This is a genomic window from Rhodococcus sp. 320_ES (assembly GCF_059691855.1).
Window position 1 is genome coordinate 380,296 of sequence record NZ_JCAWAG010000002.1, and the last position, 20,324, is coordinate 400,619.

Here is a 20,324-nt window from a genome sequence, read left to right on the forward strand (position 1 = left end):
TCGGCTCTGGGACAACCCTGCGCCCGACCTGGCAATCACCTGTGAGCGGGCCCTGTCACCTCCGACCGGCCTCCGGCCTGCCCGCGCATCTCCGACCGGCCTCCGGCCTGCCCGCGCATCTCCGACCGGCCTCCGGCCTGCCCGCTAGGCTAAAAACATGGCATCCGTGTTCAGCGCAATCATCAAGGGCGATCTACCGGGACGCTTCGTGTGGGAGGACGACGACCTCGTCGCATTCCTCACGATCAATCCTGTCACGCAGGGCCACACGCTGGTCGTTCCGCGAGCGGAGATCGATCAGTGGCAGGACCTCGATCCCGCGACGTTCGCTCGCCTGACGACTGTCGCGCAGCAGGTGGGCAAGGCGGTGCGGGCCGCGTTCGACGCACCCCGCGCGGGTCTTCTGATCGCCGGCCTCGAGGTGCCCCATCTCCATCTGCACGTGTTCCCTGCGTTCGACATGGGCGACTTCGACATTTCCGGCGCCGACCCGTCCCCCACGGCCGAATCGCTCGACGAAGCTCAGGAAAAGATCAAACGGGAATTACGAAATCTGGGACACGGCGCTCACGTCCCCGCGTGAACTACGTATTTCTGACCTGACGGACATAGTCGGCGTAGACGTTCACTCCCACATTCCAGTACGCCTGCTGCACGGGTTCCGGTAGGTGCGAGAGAAACTCGGTCCACACCTCGTCCGGCGTGTCCTCCGCCATCTGGCCGAGGACGATCAGAGCCTTGTCGGGAGCCAGCGCTCCGAACCCTCGTTCGCCCAACCGGCCCCACTCCTCCGGCGACAGGTGCGAATCGACAAGAGGCAGAATTCGCGCTTCCTCGCGGTCCAGGTGATCGAACAGCGGCGGCGTCAATTCCCTCAACTGACGCGAAACATCGTGCCCCGCAGTCTTGTCGGCCGTCTTTCCCCACGCCTCGACGGCTGTGCGTACCGCAGTGAGCGGCCCGTCGATCGAATGATGGTCGGCACTCATCTCGTTGAACAGGCCGTCGCTCGAGGGCGCCCTCTCGCGCAGGATCGGCCAGAGCAATTCGTCTTCGCCTTCGTGGTGATGATGCAGCAGATCCAACAGATCGAGCAGGTGCTTGGACACGACCGCCGATCGATCGGTGTCGCCGTCCGCCACAGCGTCGATCAAATCGGGCGCCAACGACAGCTCCCGGCGGAACACGCTGTGAATGATGATCATGTCGCGCGAATCCGTGGCGGCAGATGTCATGAAACCAGCCTTCCCTAGACCAGATGATGACGAGACTGTAACCGCGGTTATCCACCGAATCAACGAATTCTTTCGGTATTCGATTACATTCGGTTTTTAGCCGAGCAAAGTAACGACAATCGATTCAACCTTCGACAACAAGATTCCGCTGGGCCGCGACGGCCAGAGCATCTGCCACGCGATCTACCGTCGTCGACGACAGCGACCACTGCTGCCAGTAGAGAGTCACATCGTCGACCGCGCCCGCGTCGAACGCCACCAGTCCGTCGCCGTCGCTCCGCTGGAGGTCGGGAATCATTCCCCACCCGAACCCCAGCCGAACGGCGCCGACGTAGTCCGCCGACGACGGAATCACATGCCGAGGAGGGGTCGACGGATCCACACCGCGAGATGCGAGGTGACGATCCTGAAGCAGGTCGTTGCGATCGAAAACCACGATCGGAGCGGACGCCAGCGACGTCGCGTCGACTCCGTCTGCGAACCACCGAGCACAGAAGGCCTTGCCTGCCGTGGGCCGGTACCGCATCGCGCCGAGCCTGCGCACCGAGCAACCGCGCACTGCCCTGCCGTCCGATGTGATTGCAGCGGTGACAGTTCCGGCTCGGAGCAACGCCGCCGTGTGATCCTGGTCCTCGCGATGAATCTCGAACGCGACGGTCGGCGCGAGGTGGGCCAGAGCCGGAAGTACCCACGTGGCCAGCGAGTCGGCATTGACGGCGAGGGAGATGGACGCGCGGTCGTCCGCGGCTCGCAACTCGCGCACCGTCTCCTCGGTGAGGGAGTCGATCTGTCGCGCGAGGCGCAGCAGGGCGGCACCGGACTCGGTGACTGTCGCCGGCTTGGTGCGCCGGACGAGCACCCGCCCGACTGTCGTCTCCAACGACTTGATGCGCTGACTGATCGCGGACGGGGTGACGTGCAGCGTTCGAGCCGCCGCGTCGAACGTGCCTTCGTCGACCACCGCGCGCAGCGCCCGCAACTGCTCCTGGTCCATTCTCTTAAGCTACATTCATGGTACGTAAAAATCATTAGCTGGACTGGTGAGGAACCGCAGCCCTAACGTTCGAGTCATGAACACCGTCGCGGTCGCCCAATCCATGCTCGTCGGATTCGGGATCGGCCTGTCCCTCATCGTGGCCATCGGCGCCCAGAACGCGTTCGTGCTGCGTCAGGGCCTGCAGCGCGCGCACGTTCTGCCCGTCGTCGCGGTCTGCGCGCTGTCCGACGCCGCTCTGATCGTCGCCGGAGTCGCCGGAGTCGGGGCCGTCGTCGACCGCTTTCCGACGGCGCTGACCGTCGTCCGAATCGGTGGTGCCGTGTTCCTCGTCTGCTATGGGTTGATGGCGCTGAACCGCGCACGCAAGCCCGCCGGCCTGGCCGTCGCCGGCGAGAGCACGGGGTCGGTCGCGGCCGCGGTCGCCACTTGCCTTGCCTTGACTTGGTTGAACCCCCACGTCTACCTCGACACGGTGGTCTTCCTGGGATCCATCGGCAACCAGCAGGGCACGGACCTGCGATGGTGGTTCGCCGTCGGCGCGGCCCTCGGCAGCGTCGTCTGGTTCGCCGGTCTCGGCTACGGTTCGAGGCTGCTCGCACCACTGTTCGCGCGGCCGTCCGCCTGGCGGGTACTCGACGTACTGATCGGGGCGGTCATGCTCGCGTTGGCACTCTCGCTCGTGTCCGATCTCTGAGCCGCCGACCTCGGAAGTTCGATCCGGAACGCGGCGCCGTTACCCGGTGAGCTGTCCACACTCACCCGGCCTCGGTGAGCGGACACCAACGCGGCGACGATCGACAAACCCAGTCCGCTGCCGCCACTTTCGCGCGTACGCGAGTCGTCCGTGCGATAGAACCGCTCGAACACACGCTCCGCGTCGGCGGCGCTCAACCCCGGCCCGGTGTCACGCACCTCCAGTACCGCTCGATCGCCGACGGTTCCCACCGACACCGTGATCGACGCCGACTCGGGCGTGTGGCGCAGCGCGTTGTTCACCAGGTTGCCGACCACCTGACGTAGGCGAGCATCGTCGCCGGTCACCTCGGGCACGTTGGACCCGTCGAGGACGACCAGATCGATCGACCGTTCGGGCGCAACGGCTTTCGCATCGTGGACCGCGTCCGCCGCGATACGCAACAGATCGACGTCCTGCTCCTCGAGTGGCCTCTGCGCGTCGAGGCGGGCCAGCATCAACAGGTCTTCCACGAGCAGTCCCATGCGCGAGGCTTCGCTTTCGATGCGGGACATGAGGAATCCGACGTCGGCCATGGCTCCCTGCCGGTACAACTCGGACATTCCCCGGATTGTCGTCAGCGGCGTTCTGAGCTCGTGGGACGCGTCCGCCACGAACCGGCGCATCCGGTCCTCGGACTCGCGCGCCGCCGTCTCCGAGGCCTCCGTCGCAGCGAACGCTCGCTGGATCTGGGCCAGCATTCCGTTGAGTGCCAACGACAATCGACCCACCTCGGTCTTGTCGTTCCACTCGGGCACCCGCCGATGCAGGTCTCCCGCCGCGATGGCGGCTGCCGTCACCTCGACTTCACGAAGCGGCCGCAGACTTCGACGGACGACGAAATAGGCGAGGACACCGAGAGCGAGCAGCACCGCTGAGCCGATGAAGGTCTGCAGCAGAACGAGCCGATCGACGATCTCCTTCGACTGCGTCAATTGAATTGCGACGGTGGTGGATCCCTGGCTGTTGGTGACCGTGACCGCACGCCACTTCACGTCGGATCCGTTCATCGACCCCACGGTCTTCGGAACGGACGACAGCCCCGCCGACAGATCGGGTTCGGCTTTGCCGGCGTCGTTGATCGGCGTGCGAACGATTCCGTCGGTGGAGACGGACCGGACGAAGAAGTTCGACGGTGGCCGCTGCGGGCTCGGCGCATCGACCGGAGCCGGACGCGACAAGTTGTCCTGCGGTTGGGCCCACCCCATCGACGCACCCCGCAACTGCTCGTCCACCTTGCTCATCAGGGTGCGTTCGAGCGCGGAGGTCACGGCTACTCCGGATGCCAGCAGGCCCATGGCCACCAGGAGAAGCAACGCGCCGACCAGGGTGATCCGGAGCGGAACGTTGCGAACTCGGTGGCGCAGGGTCACCGCCGCGGCTCCCTCATCACGTATCCGACTCCGCGCAGGGTGTGGATCAGGCGGACGTCACCGGTGTCGACCTTGCGACGCAGGTACGACACGTACGACTCGACCACGCCCACCTCGCCGCCGAAGTCGTAGTGCCACACGTGATCGAGAATGCGCGGTTTGCTCAGCACGGTGCCGGCGTTGACCATGAAGTAGCGGAGCAGCGTGAATTCCGTCGGCGAGAGCGCAACCGGCTCGCCCGCCTTCCACACCTCGTGGGTGTCGTCGTCGAGTTCGATGTCCGCGAACTTCATTCGCGACGGCGGCGTCTCGGTTCCGCGACCCGATCGGCGAAGGATGACGCGCAGCCGGGCGACCACCTCCTCGAGACTGAACGGCTTGGTGACGTAGTCGTCGGCTCCCAGAGTCAGCCCGGTAACCTTGTCCTCCACCGAGTCTCGCGCGGTCAGGAACAACGCGGGCGCATCGATTCCGTCCGCACGCAACCGACGCAGCAGTCCGAATCCGTCCATCCCCGGCATCATCACGTCGAGAATGAGCGCGTCGGGTTTGAAGGTGCGTGACGCGTCCAGCGCAGCCGGACCGTTCGCCGCGGTGCGCACCTCGAACCCTTGGAACCGCAAGCTGACCGACAGCAGTTCCAGGATCGTGGGCTCGTCGTCGACGACGAGGATGCGCGCCTCGGCCGCTGAGTCGGTCGCCGAGTGCTGGTGGTTTGGCGTCACGGTTCGGGAAGTCACCTCATCATGGTCTGCTCTGCGCCCGGGTCGAATCTGAAGTGTGGCTGTGAAGTAGCTGTGAGTCGAGAGCCAGAGTATTTGCTACCGTGAGAGACGTCGACGATGACATCCCGGACGAGCGCACCGTACCCGGCCAGCGACAAGACGGTGCCAGGAGAAGCGCTCGTCATGGCATGGATTGTTCTCGTACTTTCAGGTGTACTCGAAGCGGTGTGGGCCACCGCGTTGGGTCGAACCGAGGCGTTCACGAAACCGGTTCCCACCATCGTCTTCGCTGTCGCACTCGTCGCCAGCATGGGCGGCCTGGCCTTCGCGATGCGCACCCTGCCGACCGGCACCGCCTACGCGGTCTGGGTCGGCATCGGCGCTGCACTCACCGTCGCCTACGCCATGGCGACGGGCACCGAATCCGCCTCCGTCGCCAAGGTTCTGCTGCTGGTCGGGATCGTCGGCTGCGTGGTGGGGCTGAAGGTGTTGCACTAGTGGAGGTTGCACTGGTTGAGCGGTGGGACAGCGCGTTACAGTTACGTCCATGAACTGGGTGTCCGCGGTCACAATGCCTGTGCGCGCCGGCCTGGCCGTCGCCGAATCCGCCGTCGGTATCGCCGAGGTCGCGGTCTCCACCACCAGGATGGCGTTGGCCGCCGGAGCGACGGGATCTATGAACGCCGCAGCACTGGCTGGTCCTCGCGGGCCGTTGGGCCTGCTCAGTCAACTGTCGGAGCTCACCTCGGACGACCGCGCCTTCGGTCACGCACTGCGCGCAGGTGGACCGCTGGACCGACTGCTCGAACCGGGCGGCGCGGTGGATCGGCTCACCACCCAGGGCGGCACCCTGGACCGACTGCTCGAGGACGGCGGCCCGCTCGAGCGCATCCTGGCCCCCGGCGGTCCTCTCGACCGTGTCACGGCGGAGAACGGACCGCTCGAACGCCTGTTGGCCGAGGGCGGACTGCTCGACCGCATGATTGCCGACGACGGACCGCTCGAACGCCTCACCGCCCCGGGCGGCCTGCTCGACCGCATGATCGCCATGGACGGGCCCGTCGAACGACTTACTGCCGACGGCGGTCTGTTCGACCGCATGACTGCCGACGACGGGCTGCTCGAACGCCTGACCGCCGACGACGGACCGATCGAACTCATGACGCGCCAGGGCGGTCTGCTGGAGACGCTTCTCGCCGAGGGCGGCGCCATCGAGCGACTCGTCGCGAAGGACGGTCCGCTCGATCAGTTGTCCAATCTCGCGACGACGCTGAGTTCGCTGGCGCCGAACCTGCAGAAGATGAGCGTGAGCATCGACATCCTGCAGGACACGGCGGAAATGCTTGCCGCAGCTGTCAATCCGCTGGGGGAGCTCGTCGGACGGCTCCCGAACCGCTGGGTCAAGAGCCGCCCGCCCGCGCCCCTGCGGTAGAAGTAGGCGCCTACTTCGTCAGGTGCTGATCGAAGAACGCGAACACCCGCGCGAACGCGTCCTCGGCCTGCTCGTGCTTGTAGCCGAACCCGGCGACGCGCAACAGGGTTGCGCCGATACCCGGCTTGAACTGGTTCGCGAAGCCGTGGCCCGCTCCCTCGTAAGTCTTGACGTCGTGCTCGATTCCCTTGTCCCGTAGGACTTTCTCCAGCTTCGGGCCGGCGCCCTTCAGAGTCGGGTCCTTCTTGCCGAAGCTCGCCACCACCGGGCACGACGCGGTGAGCGACTCTTCGATGTCCTCGGGCAGCTGGCCGTAGAACGGTGCGCTGACCCCGAATCCCTTGGGCGCCAGCGCGAGTGCGAAACCGCCGCCCATGCAGAAACCCACGATCCCGACGGTTCCGGTGGTATCGGCGCGTGCGGCCAGCGCATCACGAGCGGCGAGCAAGTCGTCCACCGAGCGTCCCTGTCGGCCGAGCATCTCCCGGAAGACTCGCGTGACACAGCGGGCGAATCCCCCACGCGCATAGAGGTTCGGCAGCATCGTGACGTAGCCCTGATCGGCGAATCGCCGGGCGATGTTCTTGTCGTCCTCGCTCAGACCGAAGGCGTCGTGCACGATGACCACCCCCGGCCACGGACCCTCCCCCTCGGGAATCTCCAGCACGGCGTCGATGGTGTCGTGCGGGGTCTCGAGCGCAATGGTGGCCATCACTCGACCCTAGTCGGTCACGCGAACGTGACGGCCTCGTCCAGCGATGCTCGATCCGTTCGGAACGAGTTGATCGGTGCGTCGTCGTCGGCGTAGCCGAAGGACACCGCGCAGACCACCAGTCGATCGTCGGGCAACTCGAAGAACTCACGGACCGCCTTGGAGAACATGGCGATGGCGGCCTGCGGGATGGTCGCGATGCCCAGTTCCTGCGCGGCCATCACGAACGTGGAGACGTACGCTCCGCAGTCGACGGCGCCGTACGTGCCGAGGTACTTGTCGGACGTGATGATCGCGGTGTGCGGCGCCCCGAAGAACTCGAAGTTCTTCGCCATCTGAGCTGCGCGGGCCGGGTGGTCCTTGCGGTCGATTCCGACGCTCTCGTACAGGGCGTATCCGGCGCCGCGGCGGCGCTCCTGATACACGCCGCGGTACTCCTCGGGCGTCGGGATGTCGGTGCCGGTGCGTCCCTGCGCCGCCGCCTCGGCCAACGCCTTGGCCAGCGCCGTGGTGGTCTCACCGCTGGTCACGACGACCTGCCACGGCTGCGAGTTGCACCACGACGGTGTGCGCTGGGCGATCCGGAGGATCTTCTCGATGTCCGCGCGGTCCACCTGTCGGTCCTGGTAGGCCCGGCAGCTGTAGCGCGCGTTCACGATGTCTTCGAGCGTCATACCTGCACCGTATAACCAGACGCCCGGATGACTAGTACCCCAGGGCCGAGGCCACCGTCTCGGACAGCAGTTGTCCGTCGTGCACGCTCAGGCCGGCTCGGAGACCCGGCACGGTGTCGCATGCCGCCTCCCAGCCGCGGTCGGCGAGAGCGACGACGTAGGGAAGCGTCGCGTTGGTCAGCCCGTACGTGGAGGTGCGCGGAACGGCGCCCGGCATGTTGGCGACGCAGTAGAACACCGAGTCGTGGACGGTGTAGGTGGGATCGGCGTGGGTGGTGGGCCGGGAATCCTCGAAACATCCGCCCTGATCGATGGCGATGTCGACGAGGACCGACCCGGGCTTCATCCGCGCGACGAGGGCGTTGGAGACCAGCGTGGGAGCTTTCGCGCCGGGCACGAGCACCGCGCCGATCACCAGATCGGCACCCAGGACAGCCTGCTCGAGTTCGAAGGCGTTGGACACCAACGTCTTCACCTGGCCGTGGTAGCGATCGTCGATCTCGCGCAGTCGTGCGACGTCGAGGTCGAGCACCGTGACGTCGGCATGTAGTCCGTGCGCCATGGCGACTGCGTTCGCGCCCGAGACGCCTGCGCCGATCACGACGACCTTCGCCGGAGCGACGCCGGGAATTCCGCCCATGAGTACTCCGCGCCCGCCTCCCTGGCGCATCAGGTGATACGCGCCAGCCTGTGTGGCGAGTCGTCCGGCGACCTCGCTCATCGGGGCCAGCAGCGGCAGTCCACCGTCCTTGCCGACCACAGTCTCGTACGCGATCGCGGTGGTTCCGGAGGCCAGCAACGCGTCGGTCGTCGCGCGTGATGCGGCCAGATGCAGATAGGTGAAGAGGACCTGGTCTCGTCCGAGTCTCGAGAATTCCTCGGCCACCGGCTCTTTGACTTTGAGCAGCAGGTCCGCCGCCTGCCAGACCTCGTCCGCGGTGACGACGATCTGAGCGCCGGCCGCCTTGTAGTCGGCGTCGTCGAAGGACGATCCGGCTCCTGCGTCGGCTTCGACGATCACCTCGTGCCCGCGGCTCGTCAGTTCGTGGACGCCGGCCGGGGTCATGGCGACCCGGTACTCGTGGTTCTTGATCTCGCGGGGAACACCGATCTTCATGTCGTCTCCTCGGACTTGTGGTTTGTTGCCACTAATTCTGAAGTTTCGACCGATATTGCGAAACACCTGGGAATATAATTCTGTAGTTTGGCGATATGGAACGCGAATCTTCGATCACGCCCATGCCGAGGGATGCTACTTCGAAGTATGTTCGACTCGACGACGTCGACCGACTACTGCTCGAACAGCTCGCGCGGGACGCCCGCACGCCCAACAACGCGCTGGCGGCGTACGCCGGCATCGCTCCGTCCACGTGCCTCGGCCGGGTCCGGTCGTTGGTGGAACGAGGGGTCATCCGCGGGTTTCACGCGGACATCGACCCCGCAGCACTCGGCCACGACCTTCAGGCCATGATCGCGGTGCGCCTTCACGCCAACGCACGCCAGCATCTGACCGACTTCGCGCAGAGCTTCGCGGAGTTGCCGGAGGTGCTGAACATCTACTTCATCGCCGGCGCCGACGACTACCTCATCCACGTCGCAATGCTCGACTCCGCGCACCTGCGCGACTTCGTCGTCAGAAACCTGAGCGCCCATCCATCCGTCTCCGCGACGGAGACGATTCTGATCTTCGAGCACGTCCGACCGCGTACCGGGTCCCGCGCCTAGCCCCCACTCCCATCCGATGCATCACCCGATCCGAATACCGCTTGTACGCAAACATCAACGGCCACCGACGATGCGGGGCTCGCCTGTGACGTGAGCTGAAAGTGACCGATGAACTTACGAGACGGATGGAGGCGAGACGTCGATGAGTGACAACGGTCCGAACTCAGGCGGAACAGTCCATCCATTGCCCGACCGCGATCTCGTCGAGCTTGCATACATCTGCGCTCTCGACGCCATGTCCGCTTCCGAGCTGTACGAGACGATGACCCGTGTCGACAACGCCGGAGCTCCCACTAGGCGCAGCTTCGACGCGATCATGCGCGACGTGCACGAGACCATGGCTGTCGCGTCGTCCGGGACCGGCACCGCGGCACCCGTCGAACTTCGGTCTCGAATCCTCGACGCCGTGGACGCCACTCACCAGGAGTGGGCGCCCCCGGCCGTGCCGTCACTCGACGCACACCGCGAGAAGCGCAACCGCTGGCGCATCGTCGCCGCGGCGGCTGCAGCGGTTGTCGTCGTGGGCGTCGGAGGCGTCGTCGTGACCACCCAGCTCGGTGACAGCGCAGGTCCCACGCAGGTGCAGGCCGCGGACATGCGGACCGTGTCGGTCGACATGACCGTCGGCGGCACCGCCACCGTGTCCTACTCGCGCTCGCAGAACACGGGCTCGGTCACGTTCGAGGACATGGCCCCTCCGCCTGCGGGCTCGGTGTACGAGTTGTGGCTGGTAGACGGCGTCTCACGGTCCGTCGGAATCATCGGACCCGGCGATCCACTCACTCACACTCTCGACGGCATCGCATCGGCGACGACGTTCGCCGTGACGGTGGAGCCGGCCGGAGGCTCGCCGCTGCCCACCACCGCCGCCATCGCTCAGGTGTCGTTGCAAGCCTGATCCGGTTCGTCGAACATACGTTCGAACACGCGCTACGATGAGTCGGTGATCCGGCCGCGACGACTCCATCTCATGGCCAACGGCCTGTGGGCAGAAGAAGCGCCGACCACCTGCAGCAACGGTCACCGGCTCGGCGCCAACACGGTGTTGGTGGGAGCGCGAGCCTGCTCGTGCGGCATCGGCCATCACCGGACGCACCGGTGCCGCACGTGCGGAGACACCCGCTTCACCCCCGAACTCGGCGACGAATGCCGGGACGCCAGCTTCGACGGTCGACGCGACCGATGACGATCCTCGGTCAGCTCCGCGAGAGCAGCGACCGGACGAAGAAGGTCAGGTTCGTCGGCCGCTCCGCCAGGCGGCGCATGAAGTAGCCGTACCACTGGTCGCCGTACGGGGTGTAGACGCGCACCCGATGACCCTCCGAGGCGAGGCGGACCTGTTCTCCGTCTCGGATCCCGTACAACATCTGGAACTCGAACGGCGCAGTGCGACGAGCACCGAGAGTCGTTGCGGCAGCAATCATTCGCGGGTCGTGCGACGCCACCATCGGGTACCCGGAACCCTCCATCAAGACGGTCAGGCATCGGAGGTAGGACGCATCCACGTCTGCCTTCGATTGGAACGCAACGGTGGCCGGCTCCTGATAGGCACCCTTGCACAGCCGGATCCGCGAACCGGGGCCCGCGAACTCACGACAATCGTCCTCGGTCCTTTTCAGGTACGCCTGCAGCACCGTCCCGACGGTCGGGAAGTCCTTGCGCAACTCCCTCACGACGGCCAGCGTCCGGTCCGTGGTCGTGTGGTCCTCCGCGTCGATCGTCACCCACACCCCCGCCGCGTCCGCGGCCGAGCAGATCTTGTGGGCGTTCTGCAGCGCGACGGTGTTGCCGTCTCCCGGCAACGACTGACCCAGGGCGGACAGCTTGAGCGAGACCTCCAGCGACTCGGGCCCCGACACAGTCAGTCCGGTGTACGCCCGAATGAGCGACAGGTACGCGTCGACGGTGGCCGTGGCCTTCGCTTCGTCGGTCGTGTCCTCACCCAGATAATCGATACTCACGCAGCGGCCGGAGTCGAGAAGGGCGCGAGCAGCATCGACCACGGCAGATTCACTGCTCCCCGGCACGAACCGGTCCACCAGCTTCTTGGTGACACGCGATTTCCCGACGATCCCCTCGAGCCTCCGCGACCTGGCCGCAGCCAGCAGCGCGGGCCGAACGATGTTGACGGTCATGGTGATCAGCCCTCCTGGTGGGGGTAGCGGTGGTTCGTCGGGGCGACGAACGTTTCCTTGACGGTGCGCGCGGACGCCCAGCGCAGAAGGTTCTGCGGCGACCCGGCCTTGTCGTTGGTCCCCGACGCGCGTGCACCGCCGAACGGCTGCTGGCCGACGACGGCACCGGTCGGCTTGTCGTTGACGTAGAAGTTGCCGGCTGCGAAGCGCAGCGCCTTGTTCGCCTGCTCGATCGCGCCGCGGTCGGTGGCGATCACCGCGCCGGTGAGGGCGTACTTGGACCCGGAGTCGATGCGCGCCAACGTTTCTGCGTACTGGGAGTCGTCGTAGACGTGCACGGCGAGGATGGGTCCGAAGTACTCGGTGTGGAAGGCGTCGTCGGTCGGATCGTCGCCGAGAAGGACCGTCGGATCGACGAAGTACCCCTCGGTGTCGTCGCACGTTCCGCCCGCGGCAATGGTGAGGCTCGCCGTGTTCTTGGCCCGGTCCAGCGCAGCGGCGTTGCGGTCGAACGCCTTTCGGTCGATGACGGCGCCGCCGAAGTTGGTGAAGTCGGTGACGTCGCCGTACTGGAGCGACGACACGGTGTCCAGGAAGGTGTCCCCCATCTTCGCCCACACCGATTTCGGAACGAACGCCCGCGACGCCGCGGAGCACTTCTGGCCCTGGTAGTCGAACGCTCCGCGAACCAGGGCGGTGGTCAACACGTCGGGATCGGCGGAACTGTGCGCGACGACGAAGTCCTTGCCACCCGTCTCGCCGACGAGTCTCGGGTAGGAGTGGTAGTTGGAGATGTTCTCGCCGACCTCGCGCCACAAGCGCTGGAACGTGGCGGTGGAGCCGGTGAAGTGGATACCCGCCAGACGCGGATCCTTCAGCGCCACTTCGGAGACCGTCGGACCGTCCCCGAGCACGAGGTTGATCACCCCGGCGGGCAGTCCGGCCGCTTCGAGGAGTTGGAGCGTCAGATACGCGGCCACCGCCTGGGTGGGCGACGGCTTCCACAGGACGGTGTTGCCCATCAACGCGGGCGCAGTCGGGAGGTTGCCGGCGATGGCGGTGAAGTTGAACGGCGTGATCGCGTAGACGAATCCTTCGAGCGGCCTGTACTCGACGCGGTTCCACACTCCCGGCGACGACACGGGCTGGTCGCTGAGGATCCGACGTGCGAACGCGACGTTGAAGCGCCAGAAGTCGATCAGTTCACACGGCGAGTCGATCTCCGCCTGGTACGCGGTCTTCGATTGCCCCAACATCGTTGCTGCGGCGATGGTTTCGCGCCACGGACCGGACAGGAGGTCTGCGGCGCGCAGGAACACGGTAGCGCGGTCGTCGAAGGACAGCTCGCGCCAGGCGGGAGCAGCTTTCGCCGCGGCGTCGATGGCGTCCTGCACGTCCCGGTGGTTCGCGTTGGTGAACGTCCCGATCACGGACGAGTGGCGGTGCGGCTGCACGACGTTCTCCGGCGCACCCGTAGCCACGCGATGCGCTCCCCCGATGACCTGCTTGATCTCGGTCGGATTCGCGGCGAGGCGATCGAGCTGCGTCACCAGACGGGCTCGCTCGGGACTGTTGGGGGCGTAGTCGCGGACCGGCTCGTTGGTCGGGGTGGGAACTTCGGTGACGGCGTCCATGGTGAAACCTCCGGGTCTGGGTGCGATTGATTTCAGCTTGGACCTCGGGGATAGCGATGTATTCTTCCGATCGGACGAAGAATCGTCTGGGTTGTTGGCGAGTTGGCCAAGGTGTGAGAGGAGGCGACGTGAGCGGAGCATCGCTGGACGTGCTGCTGGCGGCACTGACCAACACCTTCGTCGAGCTGGTCGTCCCGCCCGCCGACTCGTCGACGCGGATCGAGTCGGTGACCCTCGTCGACTCCGATAATCTGAAGGCCGGGGCCGCCACCGCCCACCTGTGCCTGCTGGTCGGCGTTCGCGCCGACGACGCCGCAGCATGGCTGTCGAGCGACGTCGACCGACTCCCTCGAGTGGTCATGAGCAAAGCCGTGTCGGATCCGCTTCGCCAGGCCGCACACGCCGCGGGCGTGGCGGTCGTCTGCGTCCACCACCACGCTCGATGGGACCGCCTGCTACCGATGATTCGGCGCGTACTCGACCACTCGGATACTCCCGAACCCGACACCGATCTTTTCGGCCTCGCGCACACCGTCGCCACGCTGACCAAGGGCATGGTCAGCATCGAGGACGAACACTCGCACGTGCTCGCCTACTCGGCGTCCGACGCCGACACCGCCGACGAACTACGCACTCTCTCCATCCTCGGAAGAGAAGGGCCCGCAGCCTATTTGAGGCAACTCGGTGAATGGGGAATCTTCGACAGACTCCGGCGAACCGACGACGTGATCGACGTGCCCGCCCACGACGATCTCGGCATTCGCCGACGCCTGGTCGCCGGGATACGCAGCAACTCCGAGGATTCGACAACGCTGGGATCGATCTGGATTCAGGAAGGAAAGTCCCCTATCGCGGACGACGCCGATGCGGTCCTACGGGGCGCCACCGCGGTAGCCGCCCGATTGATCACTCGCATCCGCGACGCTCCGACCAACGAAGCCCTGCAGATTCAGCGCCTCCTGGGAGCCGAGGGAGGAAGCGTCGACGTCCCGTCACTGGCCGCGTCGCTGTCGCTCCCGATGTCGGGCCCGGCTGCCGTCGTCGGTTTCGACCACGCGGACGCATCGCTGTCCGCGTCGATCCGATTGCGGGCGAGCGCCTTTCAACGTGAATCCCTGGTCACCACCATCGGTCGACGAATTTATCTCCTCATTCCGACCATCCACTCGCCCGACGCGGTGTCGTCGTGGGTCCGTGCTCTGGTCGGCGGCATCGAGAGTAGATCCGGGCTCGTGCTCCGCGCCGCAGTCGCGTCACCGATCGCCGATCTGACCGCGGTTGCGGCCGCCCGCGCCGAAGTGGACCGGGTGCTCGACGGTACGACGACCGAGCGGGTGACGACGCTCGCCGATTCCCGAACGTCGGTGCTGCTCGGTGAAATTCTCGACCTCGTCGCCTCCCGAGACGACCTGCACGATCCGCGCCTGGACGCTCTCGTCGCCTACGACGAGAAGAATTCGGCCGACATGCGCCGAAGCGTCCAGGCGTATCTGGACGCGCTCGGCGACGTGCGCGCCGCCGCAGACATGGTGCAGGTACATCCGAACACCCTGCGTTATCGCATTCGCCGCGTCGAGAAGATCACGGGCATCGACCTGTCGGATCCGGCGGCACGGTTGCTGACCGCTGTGCAGTTGGCTGTGCTGTCGCGATGAGTTTGTGCGGGCGGTGATGTCTGTACTGGCACCAACCCCTACGGACCAGGAGTCACCGTGACCACAACAGCATCTCGTTCGCGTTCCTTCGTTCTCACACGTCCTCGCGCAGTTGCCGCGATGGTCGTCGCCGCACTGGTGATCAATCTGATCCTGTGGCTCGTCGGCCTCGCCCTCGGCGGGTCGTTCGAGTTCACCGACAACGGTGAGGTCTTCCCCGCGGCACCGGGCGGCGTCATCATGCTCACCGTCCTGCCGCTGCTCGTGGGCACCGCGCTGGCGGCGCTGATCTCGCTGAAATGGGCCGGCGTCATCCGCATCGCCCAGGTTGTCGGGGCCGTCGTCGCGGTGGGAACAATTGTGCTGACCGTGCAGGCCGACTTCGACGGTGTCAGCACCGTCGCGTTGTCGCTGATGCACGTGGTGATTGCTGTCGTGCTCGTGGCGGGCCTGGAGGCCATGCGGTCCTCTGCGCGGTGAGTTGCGCGTAGGTCGTCACACCAGAGCATCCAGGATGATCTTGTCGATCTCGTCGGACGGGTCGAAGGGCATGGTGTGATGACTGCAGCCGGGAACCACGACGGTCCGAATCTTGTCAGGAACCTTGCCGCGTACGCGGGTTGCGTTGTGCACCTTGCTGTTCGCAGCGAGGATGACGGTGGCGTTCGCCACGGACCGTAACGATTGACCGCTCGGCCTTCGCGGGACCACCGTCTTGGCCGACGGGAAGTCCGCGGCCCCGAGTCCGAGCAGGTGAACCCAATCCTCGTCGAGTGCCGCGCCACCGGTCTCCCACTCGATCAGCGCGAGTTGGCGACGGTAGGTCGGGCGCAGCAGCAGTGGGATTGCTCGGGCCACGTACATCGGGTTCATTCCGGCGAAGCACGAATTGGGATCGAGCAGAACGAGATTGCGGACCCTGCTCGGGGCACTCAGCGAGTAGGCCAACGCGATCATCGCGCCGTAGGAATGGCCCACCATGTCGGCCCTGTCGATGTCGAGACCGTCGAGCACCGAACTCAGCCAGGACATCAGATCGTCCGGGTGTCGAATCGGTTCGGATCCGGCGGTGCTGCGCCCCGGTTGACCGATCGGGTCGACGGCGAACACCCGACGAGTCCGACTCAACGCAGCGACGTTCGCCCACCACACCGTTGACGTCGCACCGCCTCCGGGCAGCAGAACCAACGGTGAACCCGAGCCGCAGACGTTGACTCGCGTTGTGCCGTAACGAGACACGACATCCACCTGCTCCACCTGCACCGGCCATGTGGCCAGCACGCGGTCGTATGCGCGGAAGAACTCAGCAGTCGACACAGTCACCTCCAATTATCTCGATAATCGAGATACTAGATCAAGGTGATAGTTTTGGGTATGGCAGAGAACACCGACGCGCTCGTGCACAAGCTTCGCGCTCTCACTGTCGATCTGAACCTCCTCGCGGCAGAGTTCGCGCGCACCAACGGTCTGCACCCCACCGACGTCCGCGCGTTGATCTGCCTCCTCGACGCACAACGGGCCGGCGTTCCCGCATCGCCGGGGTATCTGGGTAAGCAGTTGGGACTGGAATCCGCCTCCGTTACTGCACTGGTCGACAGACTCGTCGCGGCGGGACACGCACGACGAGAACGGGATTCCGCCGATCGCCGACGGGTATCGGTCGGCGTTACGCCCGAGGCGGTCGAATTGGGTTCGCACTTCTTCGGCCCCGTCCTCGATGCCGCGTCGACCGAAATCGAACGACTGACGCCACATGAACGACAGGTCGTCGATCGTTTTCTCGACAGCATGCGGAGCGCGGTCCGCCGACCAGGCGACTGAGCACAGACTTGTGCCACGACGTATGTCGTCACCGTTGACCATCCGGGTCCCGTAGCAATTCTTCCGAATGATGGAAGTGGTTTACCCGTCCCGTTCGAGACCTGTCCCATGCTGTCGGTGGGTGCCACAACGTTCTCCCCGGATAGGGATGATCGTCGCCGGCAATCGTTGTGGCCCAGTCGTTGTCGCCCGGCCCCACGATGCGGTGATGCTCCTCGCACGCCAACGTCAACGTGTCGATGTCGGTCATCCCGTCGTCGACCACCCATTCGTCGGTGTGGTGCACCTGGCACCACACCCCCGGTTTCGAACACCCGGGAAACGTGCACCCGCGTTCGGTGGCGTAGAGGACCATCCGCTGATCCTCGGATCCCAATCGCTTGGTCCGCCCGAAGTAGAGCGGCCGCTCGTGCTCATCGAGAAGCAGAAGGAACGCGTGCTGGCCCGATGCCATCCGCAGCGCATCACGCACCGGAATAGTCGACCCGGTTGCCGTGAGCGCCACCCCGGATGCCTTTTCGAGCTGATCGAGAGTCATCGTCACGATCGGCACGCAACGCACACCACGGTGCGTACCGGCCTGCCCCGAAGCGAGGTACGACCGCAAAATCACCTTCAGCGCGTCGTGGCGACGCTCACCGGCGGACCGCAGATCCCAGTGCGGTGGTGTGGCATTGGTGCGGGAGGCGTCCGCGGGATCTGCACCGGTCACGTCAGCCTCGGTGTCGTCAGCCTCGGTGTCGTCGAGGCCAGAATCACCCAGGTCCAAGTCCAATCGGTCGTCCGCGTCCGGCCGAGGCTCCTCGTCAACGCCAGCCTCCGTCCCCGTCCCCGCCCCCGGCTTCCCGAGCTTCGCGCCCACCGCCTCCGCGATCGCGAGCGCCTCCGCGTCGAGCAGAAACTTCCCCGGCGTCAAACCGTCTTTACCCTGCTTGCCGTAGAACACGAACGGCGTCCGCTTCTTCTCCGGGCGGTCCTGTGGCTCCGATCCGTCCTCATCGATCAACCGCGCCAACCGCGTTGCCGCCACCGCGAACTCGCGAGGCCGGACCTCTCGCGCCAGCATCCCCAACTGCCGCTCGGCGCGCTCCCGCGTCTCCACGTCCACCTCGTCGGACAGCTCCGCGAAGAACGTCTCCACCACCGACACGTGCTTATCGGTGACCACCCCGTCCGACACCCCCGCCGCTGTCGTAGGGAACACCGGCTCGAGCTTCTCGCCCGACGGCAGCGTCCGCGGCGCAAGCAAACCCGCACGCTTGATCCGAGCCGACCCTTCAGGCGTGGCGCAGTTCAGAAAAGCCCCGATCGTGTGCGCGGTCGACCCTGACACACCGACGAACCCACCAGTGTCGAGGATCTGCGCCAACCAGGTGGTCGAGGCCGCATCCAGTACTCGTCCCAGCCGCACTGCCGCCGACCACACCTGCTGCAGATCCTCGGTCGCCACACACGCGGCGTCTTCGGACACCAACACCTCTACCGAACTCTCCACAGCCGAAAGCAAGCCGGCGAACACATCGTCACCGATGTGATGTGATGCCGCACCGACCTCCCCGTGCGAACTTCCCCCCGAAAGCATGCCCAAACTGTAGCGAGACCCACCGACAATTTTCGAACATGCGTGCGAACCAGGCTCAGGCCAAGTACGTCCCGTACCAGTCGAGCACCTGCTGATACACCTGCGCCGCCGCGGCCGGCTGGTAGCGCGCACCGGTGTCGTTGAAGAAGGCGTGATCGACGTCCGGGACCGTCACGATCTCGTTTTTCAGTCCCGCTGCCTGGAGCGCTGCTGCGGCCGCGGGCTGCGACGCGTTGACTCGCGAATCGAGACCGGCGTAGATCGCCAGCACCGCAGCGGTGTCGCCTGCGAAGCTCGGGTTGTCGGGTAGCGGGCCGTAGAACGGCACTGCCGCAGCCAGTCTCGGCTCGTTCGAGGCCAGGAGAGTCCAGACCAGACCGCCGCCGAAACAGAAGCCGACCGCGCCGAGCTTGGCACCCGACGCACGCTTCTTCAGCTCGTCGAGCCCGGCTTTCATGTCCGCGGTGAACCGTTCCGTCGTGATGTCGGAGAGCTTCGCCGTCGCTTCCGCGGGGTCGGTGAAGGACGCGGTCCCACCCTCCTCCGACAGGAGGTCGATGGCCAGTGACGAGTACCCCGCACCTGCCAAACGTCCTGCGATGGAACGGATGTGGTCCGTCAGACCTTTGTTCTCGTGGAGAACGAGAACAGCGCCCTTGGGGTTCGCGGCGGCCGCCCACGAGCCCTGCAGCGTTGCCGTCGGGCCGGGGAACGTGATCGCCTCGGTGTCCACGGCAGTCGCCATCCCGGGCGGCAGCGAAGCCGTCGTCGGCTCGGTAGTCGAAGTCTGCGCACCCGGACTGCTGTCGGTGGAGCATGCGGCGAGCAGCGTCGTGGCGGCCCCGGCGGTGATACCCATCAGGGCCAGGCGTCGCAACGCTTCGCGGCGCGTGAACAGCCCCTCCGCATGATCGACAGCGATTTCCTCTGCGATGTAGCGCTTGAACGGCGTCATGACTCGATAGTGCCCGAACGGTCAGGCGATGGGCGGATCTCGTCGCAAACTCGTGTAAGTCACACCGGTCAGCTTCTCGGAGAGGTTCCAGAGCTCGGTCGCGACCTTGAGGTCACGAGAGGCCCGGTTCGACGAGACGACCTTCGGGTAGCCCCGCATTTCGCGGAATCCACTGGGTCCGATGTACGACCCGCCCTCGACACCGGGCGCGGTGGCGGCGTACAGCTGGGGCAGCGCGCCGAAGTACGCGTTCTGGGCGAAGAACTTCGCTCCGAAGGTCAGCACGGCGTCCTGAATGGATTCGGTATGCGTCGTCAGATTGGTCGCGGAGATACCGGGGTGCGCAGCGACGGAGATGACGGACGACTTGGCCTCCGCCAGGCGGCGCTGGAGCTTGTAGGCGAACATCAAGTTGGCCAGCTTGGACTGACCGTATGCCGACCAGCGGCTGTAGCGACGGTGATCGTAGTTGGGGTCCTCCAACGAGATCGAGCCCGACTTGTGGGCAATCGAGGACAGCGTCACCACGCGGCTCGCGATCCGGCCGATCAGCAACCCGGTCAGCGCGAAGTGCCCCAGATGATTGGTGCCGAACTGCATTTCGAAACCGTCGGCCGTGCGCTTCTTCGGCAGCGCCATCACGCCGGCGTTGTTGATCAAAACGTCGAACTGCTCGGTGGACTCCGCGAACCGGCGCACGGACCCCAGGTCGGCAAGGTCGAGTTCACGCACCGATGCGTTGGGGCCGATCTCGCGCGCCACCGCCTCACCCTTCTCGGTGTTCCGACACGCGAGGACGACCTCCGCTCCGGCGTCACCGAGGGCGCGGGCGGTCGCAGCACCGAGCCCGCTGTTTGCGCCGGTCACGACGAATCGTCGACCGGTCTGATCGGGCATGTCGGCGGTGGTCCACTTGGCAGTCACCCCCGCGACTGT

The 20,324-nt window shown here is 65.8% G+C and carries 23 protein-coding genes and 1 riboswitch; of the genes, 10 read left to right on the plus strand and 13 right to left on the minus strand.

From position 1 onward, the window contains the following. Window positions 1-157 precede the first annotated feature (157 nt). The gene (locus AC59JP_RS08430; protein WP_497325301.1) at window positions 158-583 is read left to right on the plus strand and encodes an HIT family protein; all 426 of its coding nucleotides are present in this window, start codon (window positions 158-160) and stop codon (window positions 581-583) included. 1 nt (window position 584) lies between these two features. Here the strand turns inward: AC59JP_RS08430 and AC59JP_RS08435 are convergent, their stop codons facing one another. Then, window positions 585-1,235: a hemerythrin domain-containing protein gene (locus AC59JP_RS08435; RefSeq protein ID WP_497325302.1), complete on the minus strand. Its 651-nt coding sequence runs from the start codon at window positions 1,233-1,235 to the stop codon at window positions 585-587. Between the two features lie 124 nt (window positions 1,236-1,359). After that, on the minus strand, window positions 1,360-2,229 hold the full coding sequence (locus tag AC59JP_RS08440) for a LysR family transcriptional regulator ArgP (RefSeq protein WP_497325303.1): 870 nt from the start codon (window positions 2,227-2,229) through the stop codon (window positions 1,360-1,362). Window positions 2,230-2,305: 76 nt separating this feature from the next. Here AC59JP_RS08440 and AC59JP_RS08445 point away from each other — a divergent pair, with 76 nt between their 5' ends. After that, complete coding sequence (locus AC59JP_RS08445) at window positions 2,306-2,926, plus strand: LysE/ArgO family amino acid transporter (protein WP_497325304.1); 621 nt, start codon at window positions 2,306-2,308, stop codon at window positions 2,924-2,926. On the opposite strand, the gene AC59JP_RS08450 is transcribed toward AC59JP_RS08445, so the two are convergent. Beyond that, entirely contained in the window at window positions 2,809-4,263 is a 1,455-nt protein-coding gene (locus tag AC59JP_RS08450; protein ID WP_497325730.1) for a sensor histidine kinase, read from the minus strand. The genes AC59JP_RS08445 and AC59JP_RS08450 overlap by 118 nt on opposite strands. Window positions 4,264-4,334: 71 nt before the next feature. Continuing rightward, on the minus strand, window positions 4,335-5,063 hold the full coding sequence (locus AC59JP_RS08455; RefSeq protein ID WP_497325305.1) for a response regulator transcription factor: 729 nt from the start codon (window positions 5,061-5,063) through the stop codon (window positions 4,335-4,337). 102 nt (window positions 5,064-5,165) lie between these two features. Then, a riboswitch (guanidine-III (ykkC-III) riboswitch) is annotated at window positions 5,166-5,232 on the plus strand. 14 nt (window positions 5,233-5,246) lie between these two features. Here AC59JP_RS08455 and AC59JP_RS08460 point away from each other — a divergent pair. Together AC59JP_RS08460 and AC59JP_RS08465 are read left to right on the plus strand one after the other, a co-directional pair. Continuing rightward, entirely contained in the window at window positions 5,247-5,561 is a 315-nt protein-coding gene (locus AC59JP_RS08460; RefSeq protein WP_497325306.1) for a DMT family transporter, read from the plus strand. A 49-nt stretch (window positions 5,562-5,610) separates the two neighbouring features. Beyond that, window positions 5,611-6,495 (plus strand): ABC transporter, encoded by an 885-nt coding sequence (locus AC59JP_RS08465; protein WP_497325307.1) that lies wholly within the window; start codon window positions 5,611-5,613, stop codon window positions 6,493-6,495. 10 nt (window positions 6,496-6,505) lie between these two features. Here AC59JP_RS08465 and AC59JP_RS08470 read toward each other — a convergent pair whose 3' ends face one another. The 3 genes from AC59JP_RS08470 to ald are packed head-to-tail and all read right to left on the minus strand — an operon-like array spanning window position 6,506 to window position 8,998. Continuing rightward, window positions 6,506-7,207: a dienelactone hydrolase family protein gene (locus AC59JP_RS08470; protein ID WP_497325308.1), complete on the minus strand. Its 702-nt coding sequence runs from the start codon at window positions 7,205-7,207 to the stop codon at window positions 6,506-6,508. Window positions 7,208-7,224: 17 nt separating this feature from the next. Continuing rightward, the gene (locus tag AC59JP_RS08475) at window positions 7,225-7,881 is read right to left on the minus strand and encodes a nitroreductase (protein WP_497325309.1); all 657 of its coding nucleotides are present in this window, start codon (window positions 7,879-7,881) and stop codon (window positions 7,225-7,227) included. A gap of 31 nt (window positions 7,882-7,912) precedes the next feature. Next, window positions 7,913-8,998, minus strand: a complete 1,086-nt coding sequence (gene ald / locus AC59JP_RS08480; RefSeq protein ID WP_497325310.1) for an alanine dehydrogenase — start codon at window positions 8,996-8,998, stop codon at window positions 7,913-7,915. A 95-nt stretch (window positions 8,999-9,093) separates the two neighbouring features. Between ald and AC59JP_RS08485 the strand changes: the two genes are divergently transcribed. The 3 genes from AC59JP_RS08485 (at window position 9,094) to AC59JP_RS08495 (ending at window position 10,792) form a co-directional block, all read left to right on the plus strand. Further along, entirely contained in the window at window positions 9,094-9,606 is a 513-nt protein-coding gene (locus AC59JP_RS08485; protein WP_497325311.1) for an Lrp/AsnC family transcriptional regulator, read from the plus strand. A gap of 142 nt (window positions 9,607-9,748) precedes the next feature. Then, window positions 9,749-10,504, plus strand: a complete 756-nt coding sequence (locus AC59JP_RS08490; RefSeq protein WP_497325312.1) for an anti-sigma factor — start codon at window positions 9,749-9,751, stop codon at window positions 10,502-10,504. Window positions 10,505-10,549: 45 nt separating this feature from the next. After that, window positions 10,550-10,792: a hypothetical protein gene (locus tag AC59JP_RS08495; protein ID WP_497325313.1), complete on the plus strand. Its 243-nt coding sequence runs from the start codon at window positions 10,550-10,552 to the stop codon at window positions 10,790-10,792. A 10-nt stretch (window positions 10,793-10,802) separates the two neighbouring features. Here the strand turns inward: AC59JP_RS08495 and AC59JP_RS08500 are convergent, their stop codons facing one another. Both AC59JP_RS08500 and pruA read right to left on the minus strand, forming a co-directional pair. Then, window positions 10,803-11,741: a proline dehydrogenase family protein gene (locus AC59JP_RS08500; protein ID WP_497325314.1), complete on the minus strand. Its 939-nt coding sequence runs from the start codon at window positions 11,739-11,741 to the stop codon at window positions 10,803-10,805. 5 nt (window positions 11,742-11,746) lie between these two features. After that, complete coding sequence (gene pruA / locus AC59JP_RS08505) at window positions 11,747-13,375, minus strand: L-glutamate gamma-semialdehyde dehydrogenase (protein ID WP_497325315.1); 1,629 nt, start codon at window positions 13,373-13,375, stop codon at window positions 11,747-11,749. A gap of 128 nt (window positions 13,376-13,503) precedes the next feature. Here pruA and AC59JP_RS08510 point away from each other — a divergent pair, with 128 nt between their 5' ends. Continuing rightward, on the plus strand, window positions 13,504-15,030 hold the full coding sequence (locus tag AC59JP_RS08510) for a PucR family transcriptional regulator (protein WP_497325316.1): 1,527 nt from the start codon (window positions 13,504-13,506) through the stop codon (window positions 15,028-15,030). A 57-nt stretch (window positions 15,031-15,087) separates the two neighbouring features. Beyond that, window positions 15,088-15,510: a DUF6069 family protein gene (locus AC59JP_RS08515; RefSeq protein WP_497325317.1), complete on the plus strand. Its 423-nt coding sequence runs from the start codon at window positions 15,088-15,090 to the stop codon at window positions 15,508-15,510. A gap of 15 nt (window positions 15,511-15,525) precedes the next feature. On the opposite strand, the gene AC59JP_RS08520 is transcribed toward AC59JP_RS08515, so the two are convergent. Further along, window positions 15,526-16,347, minus strand: coding sequence for an alpha/beta fold hydrolase (locus AC59JP_RS08520; RefSeq protein WP_497325318.1), 822 nt, complete (start codon window positions 16,345-16,347; stop codon window positions 15,526-15,528). Window positions 16,348-16,404: 57 nt separating this feature from the next. Here AC59JP_RS08520 and AC59JP_RS08525 point away from each other — a divergent pair, with 57 nt between their 5' ends. Next, window positions 16,405-16,851, plus strand: a complete 447-nt coding sequence (locus tag AC59JP_RS08525; protein WP_497325319.1) for a MarR family winged helix-turn-helix transcriptional regulator — start codon at window positions 16,405-16,407, stop codon at window positions 16,849-16,851. A 28-nt stretch (window positions 16,852-16,879) separates the two neighbouring features. Here the strand turns inward: AC59JP_RS08525 and AC59JP_RS08530 are convergent, their stop codons facing one another. From AC59JP_RS08530 to AC59JP_RS08540, 3 genes are read right to left on the minus strand one after another with little or no spacing between them, the layout of a single operon-like run. Next, the gene (locus AC59JP_RS08530; RefSeq protein ID WP_497325320.1) at window positions 16,880-18,433 is read right to left on the minus strand and encodes an HNH endonuclease signature motif containing protein; all 1,554 of its coding nucleotides are present in this window, start codon (window positions 18,431-18,433) and stop codon (window positions 16,880-16,882) included. Between the two features lie 55 nt (window positions 18,434-18,488). Next, complete coding sequence (locus AC59JP_RS08535) at window positions 18,489-19,388, minus strand: dienelactone hydrolase family protein (protein WP_497325321.1); 900 nt, start codon at window positions 19,386-19,388, stop codon at window positions 18,489-18,491. Between the two features lie 21 nt (window positions 19,389-19,409). Next, window positions 19,410-20,312 carry an oxidoreductase gene (locus AC59JP_RS08540; protein ID WP_497325322.1) on the minus strand — a complete coding sequence of 301 codons (903 nt, stop codon included), beginning with the start codon at window positions 20,310-20,312 and terminating at the stop codon, window positions 19,410-19,412. Between the last annotated feature and the right edge of the window lie 12 nt (window positions 20,313-20,324).

Bases quoted from the DNA above. Each gene is read 5' to 3' on its own strand.
- AC59JP_RS08475 (WP_497325309.1), bottom strand. From the start codon at position 7,881: ATGACGCTCGAAGACATCGTGAACGCGCGCTACAGCTGCCGGGCCTAC.
- AC59JP_RS08450 (WP_497325730.1), bottom strand. From the start codon at position 4,263: ATGGGCCTGCTGGCATCCGGAGTAGCCGTGACCTCCGCGCTCGAACGC.
- AC59JP_RS08470 (WP_497325308.1), bottom strand. From the start codon at position 7,207: ATGGCCACCATTGCGCTCGAGACCCCGCACGACACCATCGACGCCGTG.
- pruA (WP_497325315.1), bottom strand. From the start codon at position 13,375: ATGGACGCCGTCACCGAAGTTCCCACCCCGACCAACGAGCCGGTCCGC.
- AC59JP_RS08530 (WP_497325320.1), bottom strand. From the start codon at position 18,433: ATGCTTTCGGGGGGAAGTTCGCACGGGGAGGTCGGTGCGGCATCACAT.
- AC59JP_RS08535 (WP_497325321.1), bottom strand. From the start codon at position 19,388: ATGACGCCGTTCAAGCGCTACATCGCAGAGGAAATCGCTGTCGATCAT.
- AC59JP_RS08445 (WP_497325304.1), top strand. From the start codon at position 2,306: ATGAACACCGTCGCGGTCGCCCAATCCATGCTCGTCGGATTCGGGATC.
- AC59JP_RS08525 (WP_497325319.1), top strand. From the start codon at position 16,405: ATGGCAGAGAACACCGACGCGCTCGTGCACAAGCTTCGCGCTCTCACT.
- AC59JP_RS08500 (WP_497325314.1), bottom strand. From the start codon at position 11,741: ATGACCGTCAACATCGTTCGGCCCGCGCTGCTGGCTGCGGCCAGGTCG.
- AC59JP_RS08435 (WP_497325302.1), bottom strand. From the start codon at position 1,235: ATGACATCTGCCGCCACGGATTCGCGCGACATGATCATCATTCACAGC.
- AC59JP_RS08430 (WP_497325301.1), top strand. From the start codon at position 158: ATGGCATCCGTGTTCAGCGCAATCATCAAGGGCGATCTACCGGGACGC.
- AC59JP_RS08440 (WP_497325303.1), bottom strand. From the start codon at position 2,229: ATGGACCAGGAGCAGTTGCGGGCGCTGCGCGCGGTGGTCGACGAAGGC.
- ald (WP_497325310.1), bottom strand. From the start codon at position 8,998: ATGAAGATCGGTGTTCCCCGCGAGATCAAGAACCACGAGTACCGGGTC.
- AC59JP_RS08490 (WP_497325312.1), top strand. From the start codon at position 9,749: ATGAGTGACAACGGTCCGAACTCAGGCGGAACAGTCCATCCATTGCCC.
- AC59JP_RS08485 (WP_497325311.1), top strand. From the start codon at position 9,094: ATGGAACGCGAATCTTCGATCACGCCCATGCCGAGGGATGCTACTTCG.
- AC59JP_RS08460 (WP_497325306.1), top strand. From the start codon at position 5,247: ATGGCATGGATTGTTCTCGTACTTTCAGGTGTACTCGAAGCGGTGTGG.
- AC59JP_RS08465 (WP_497325307.1), top strand. From the start codon at position 5,611: ATGAACTGGGTGTCCGCGGTCACAATGCCTGTGCGCGCCGGCCTGGCC.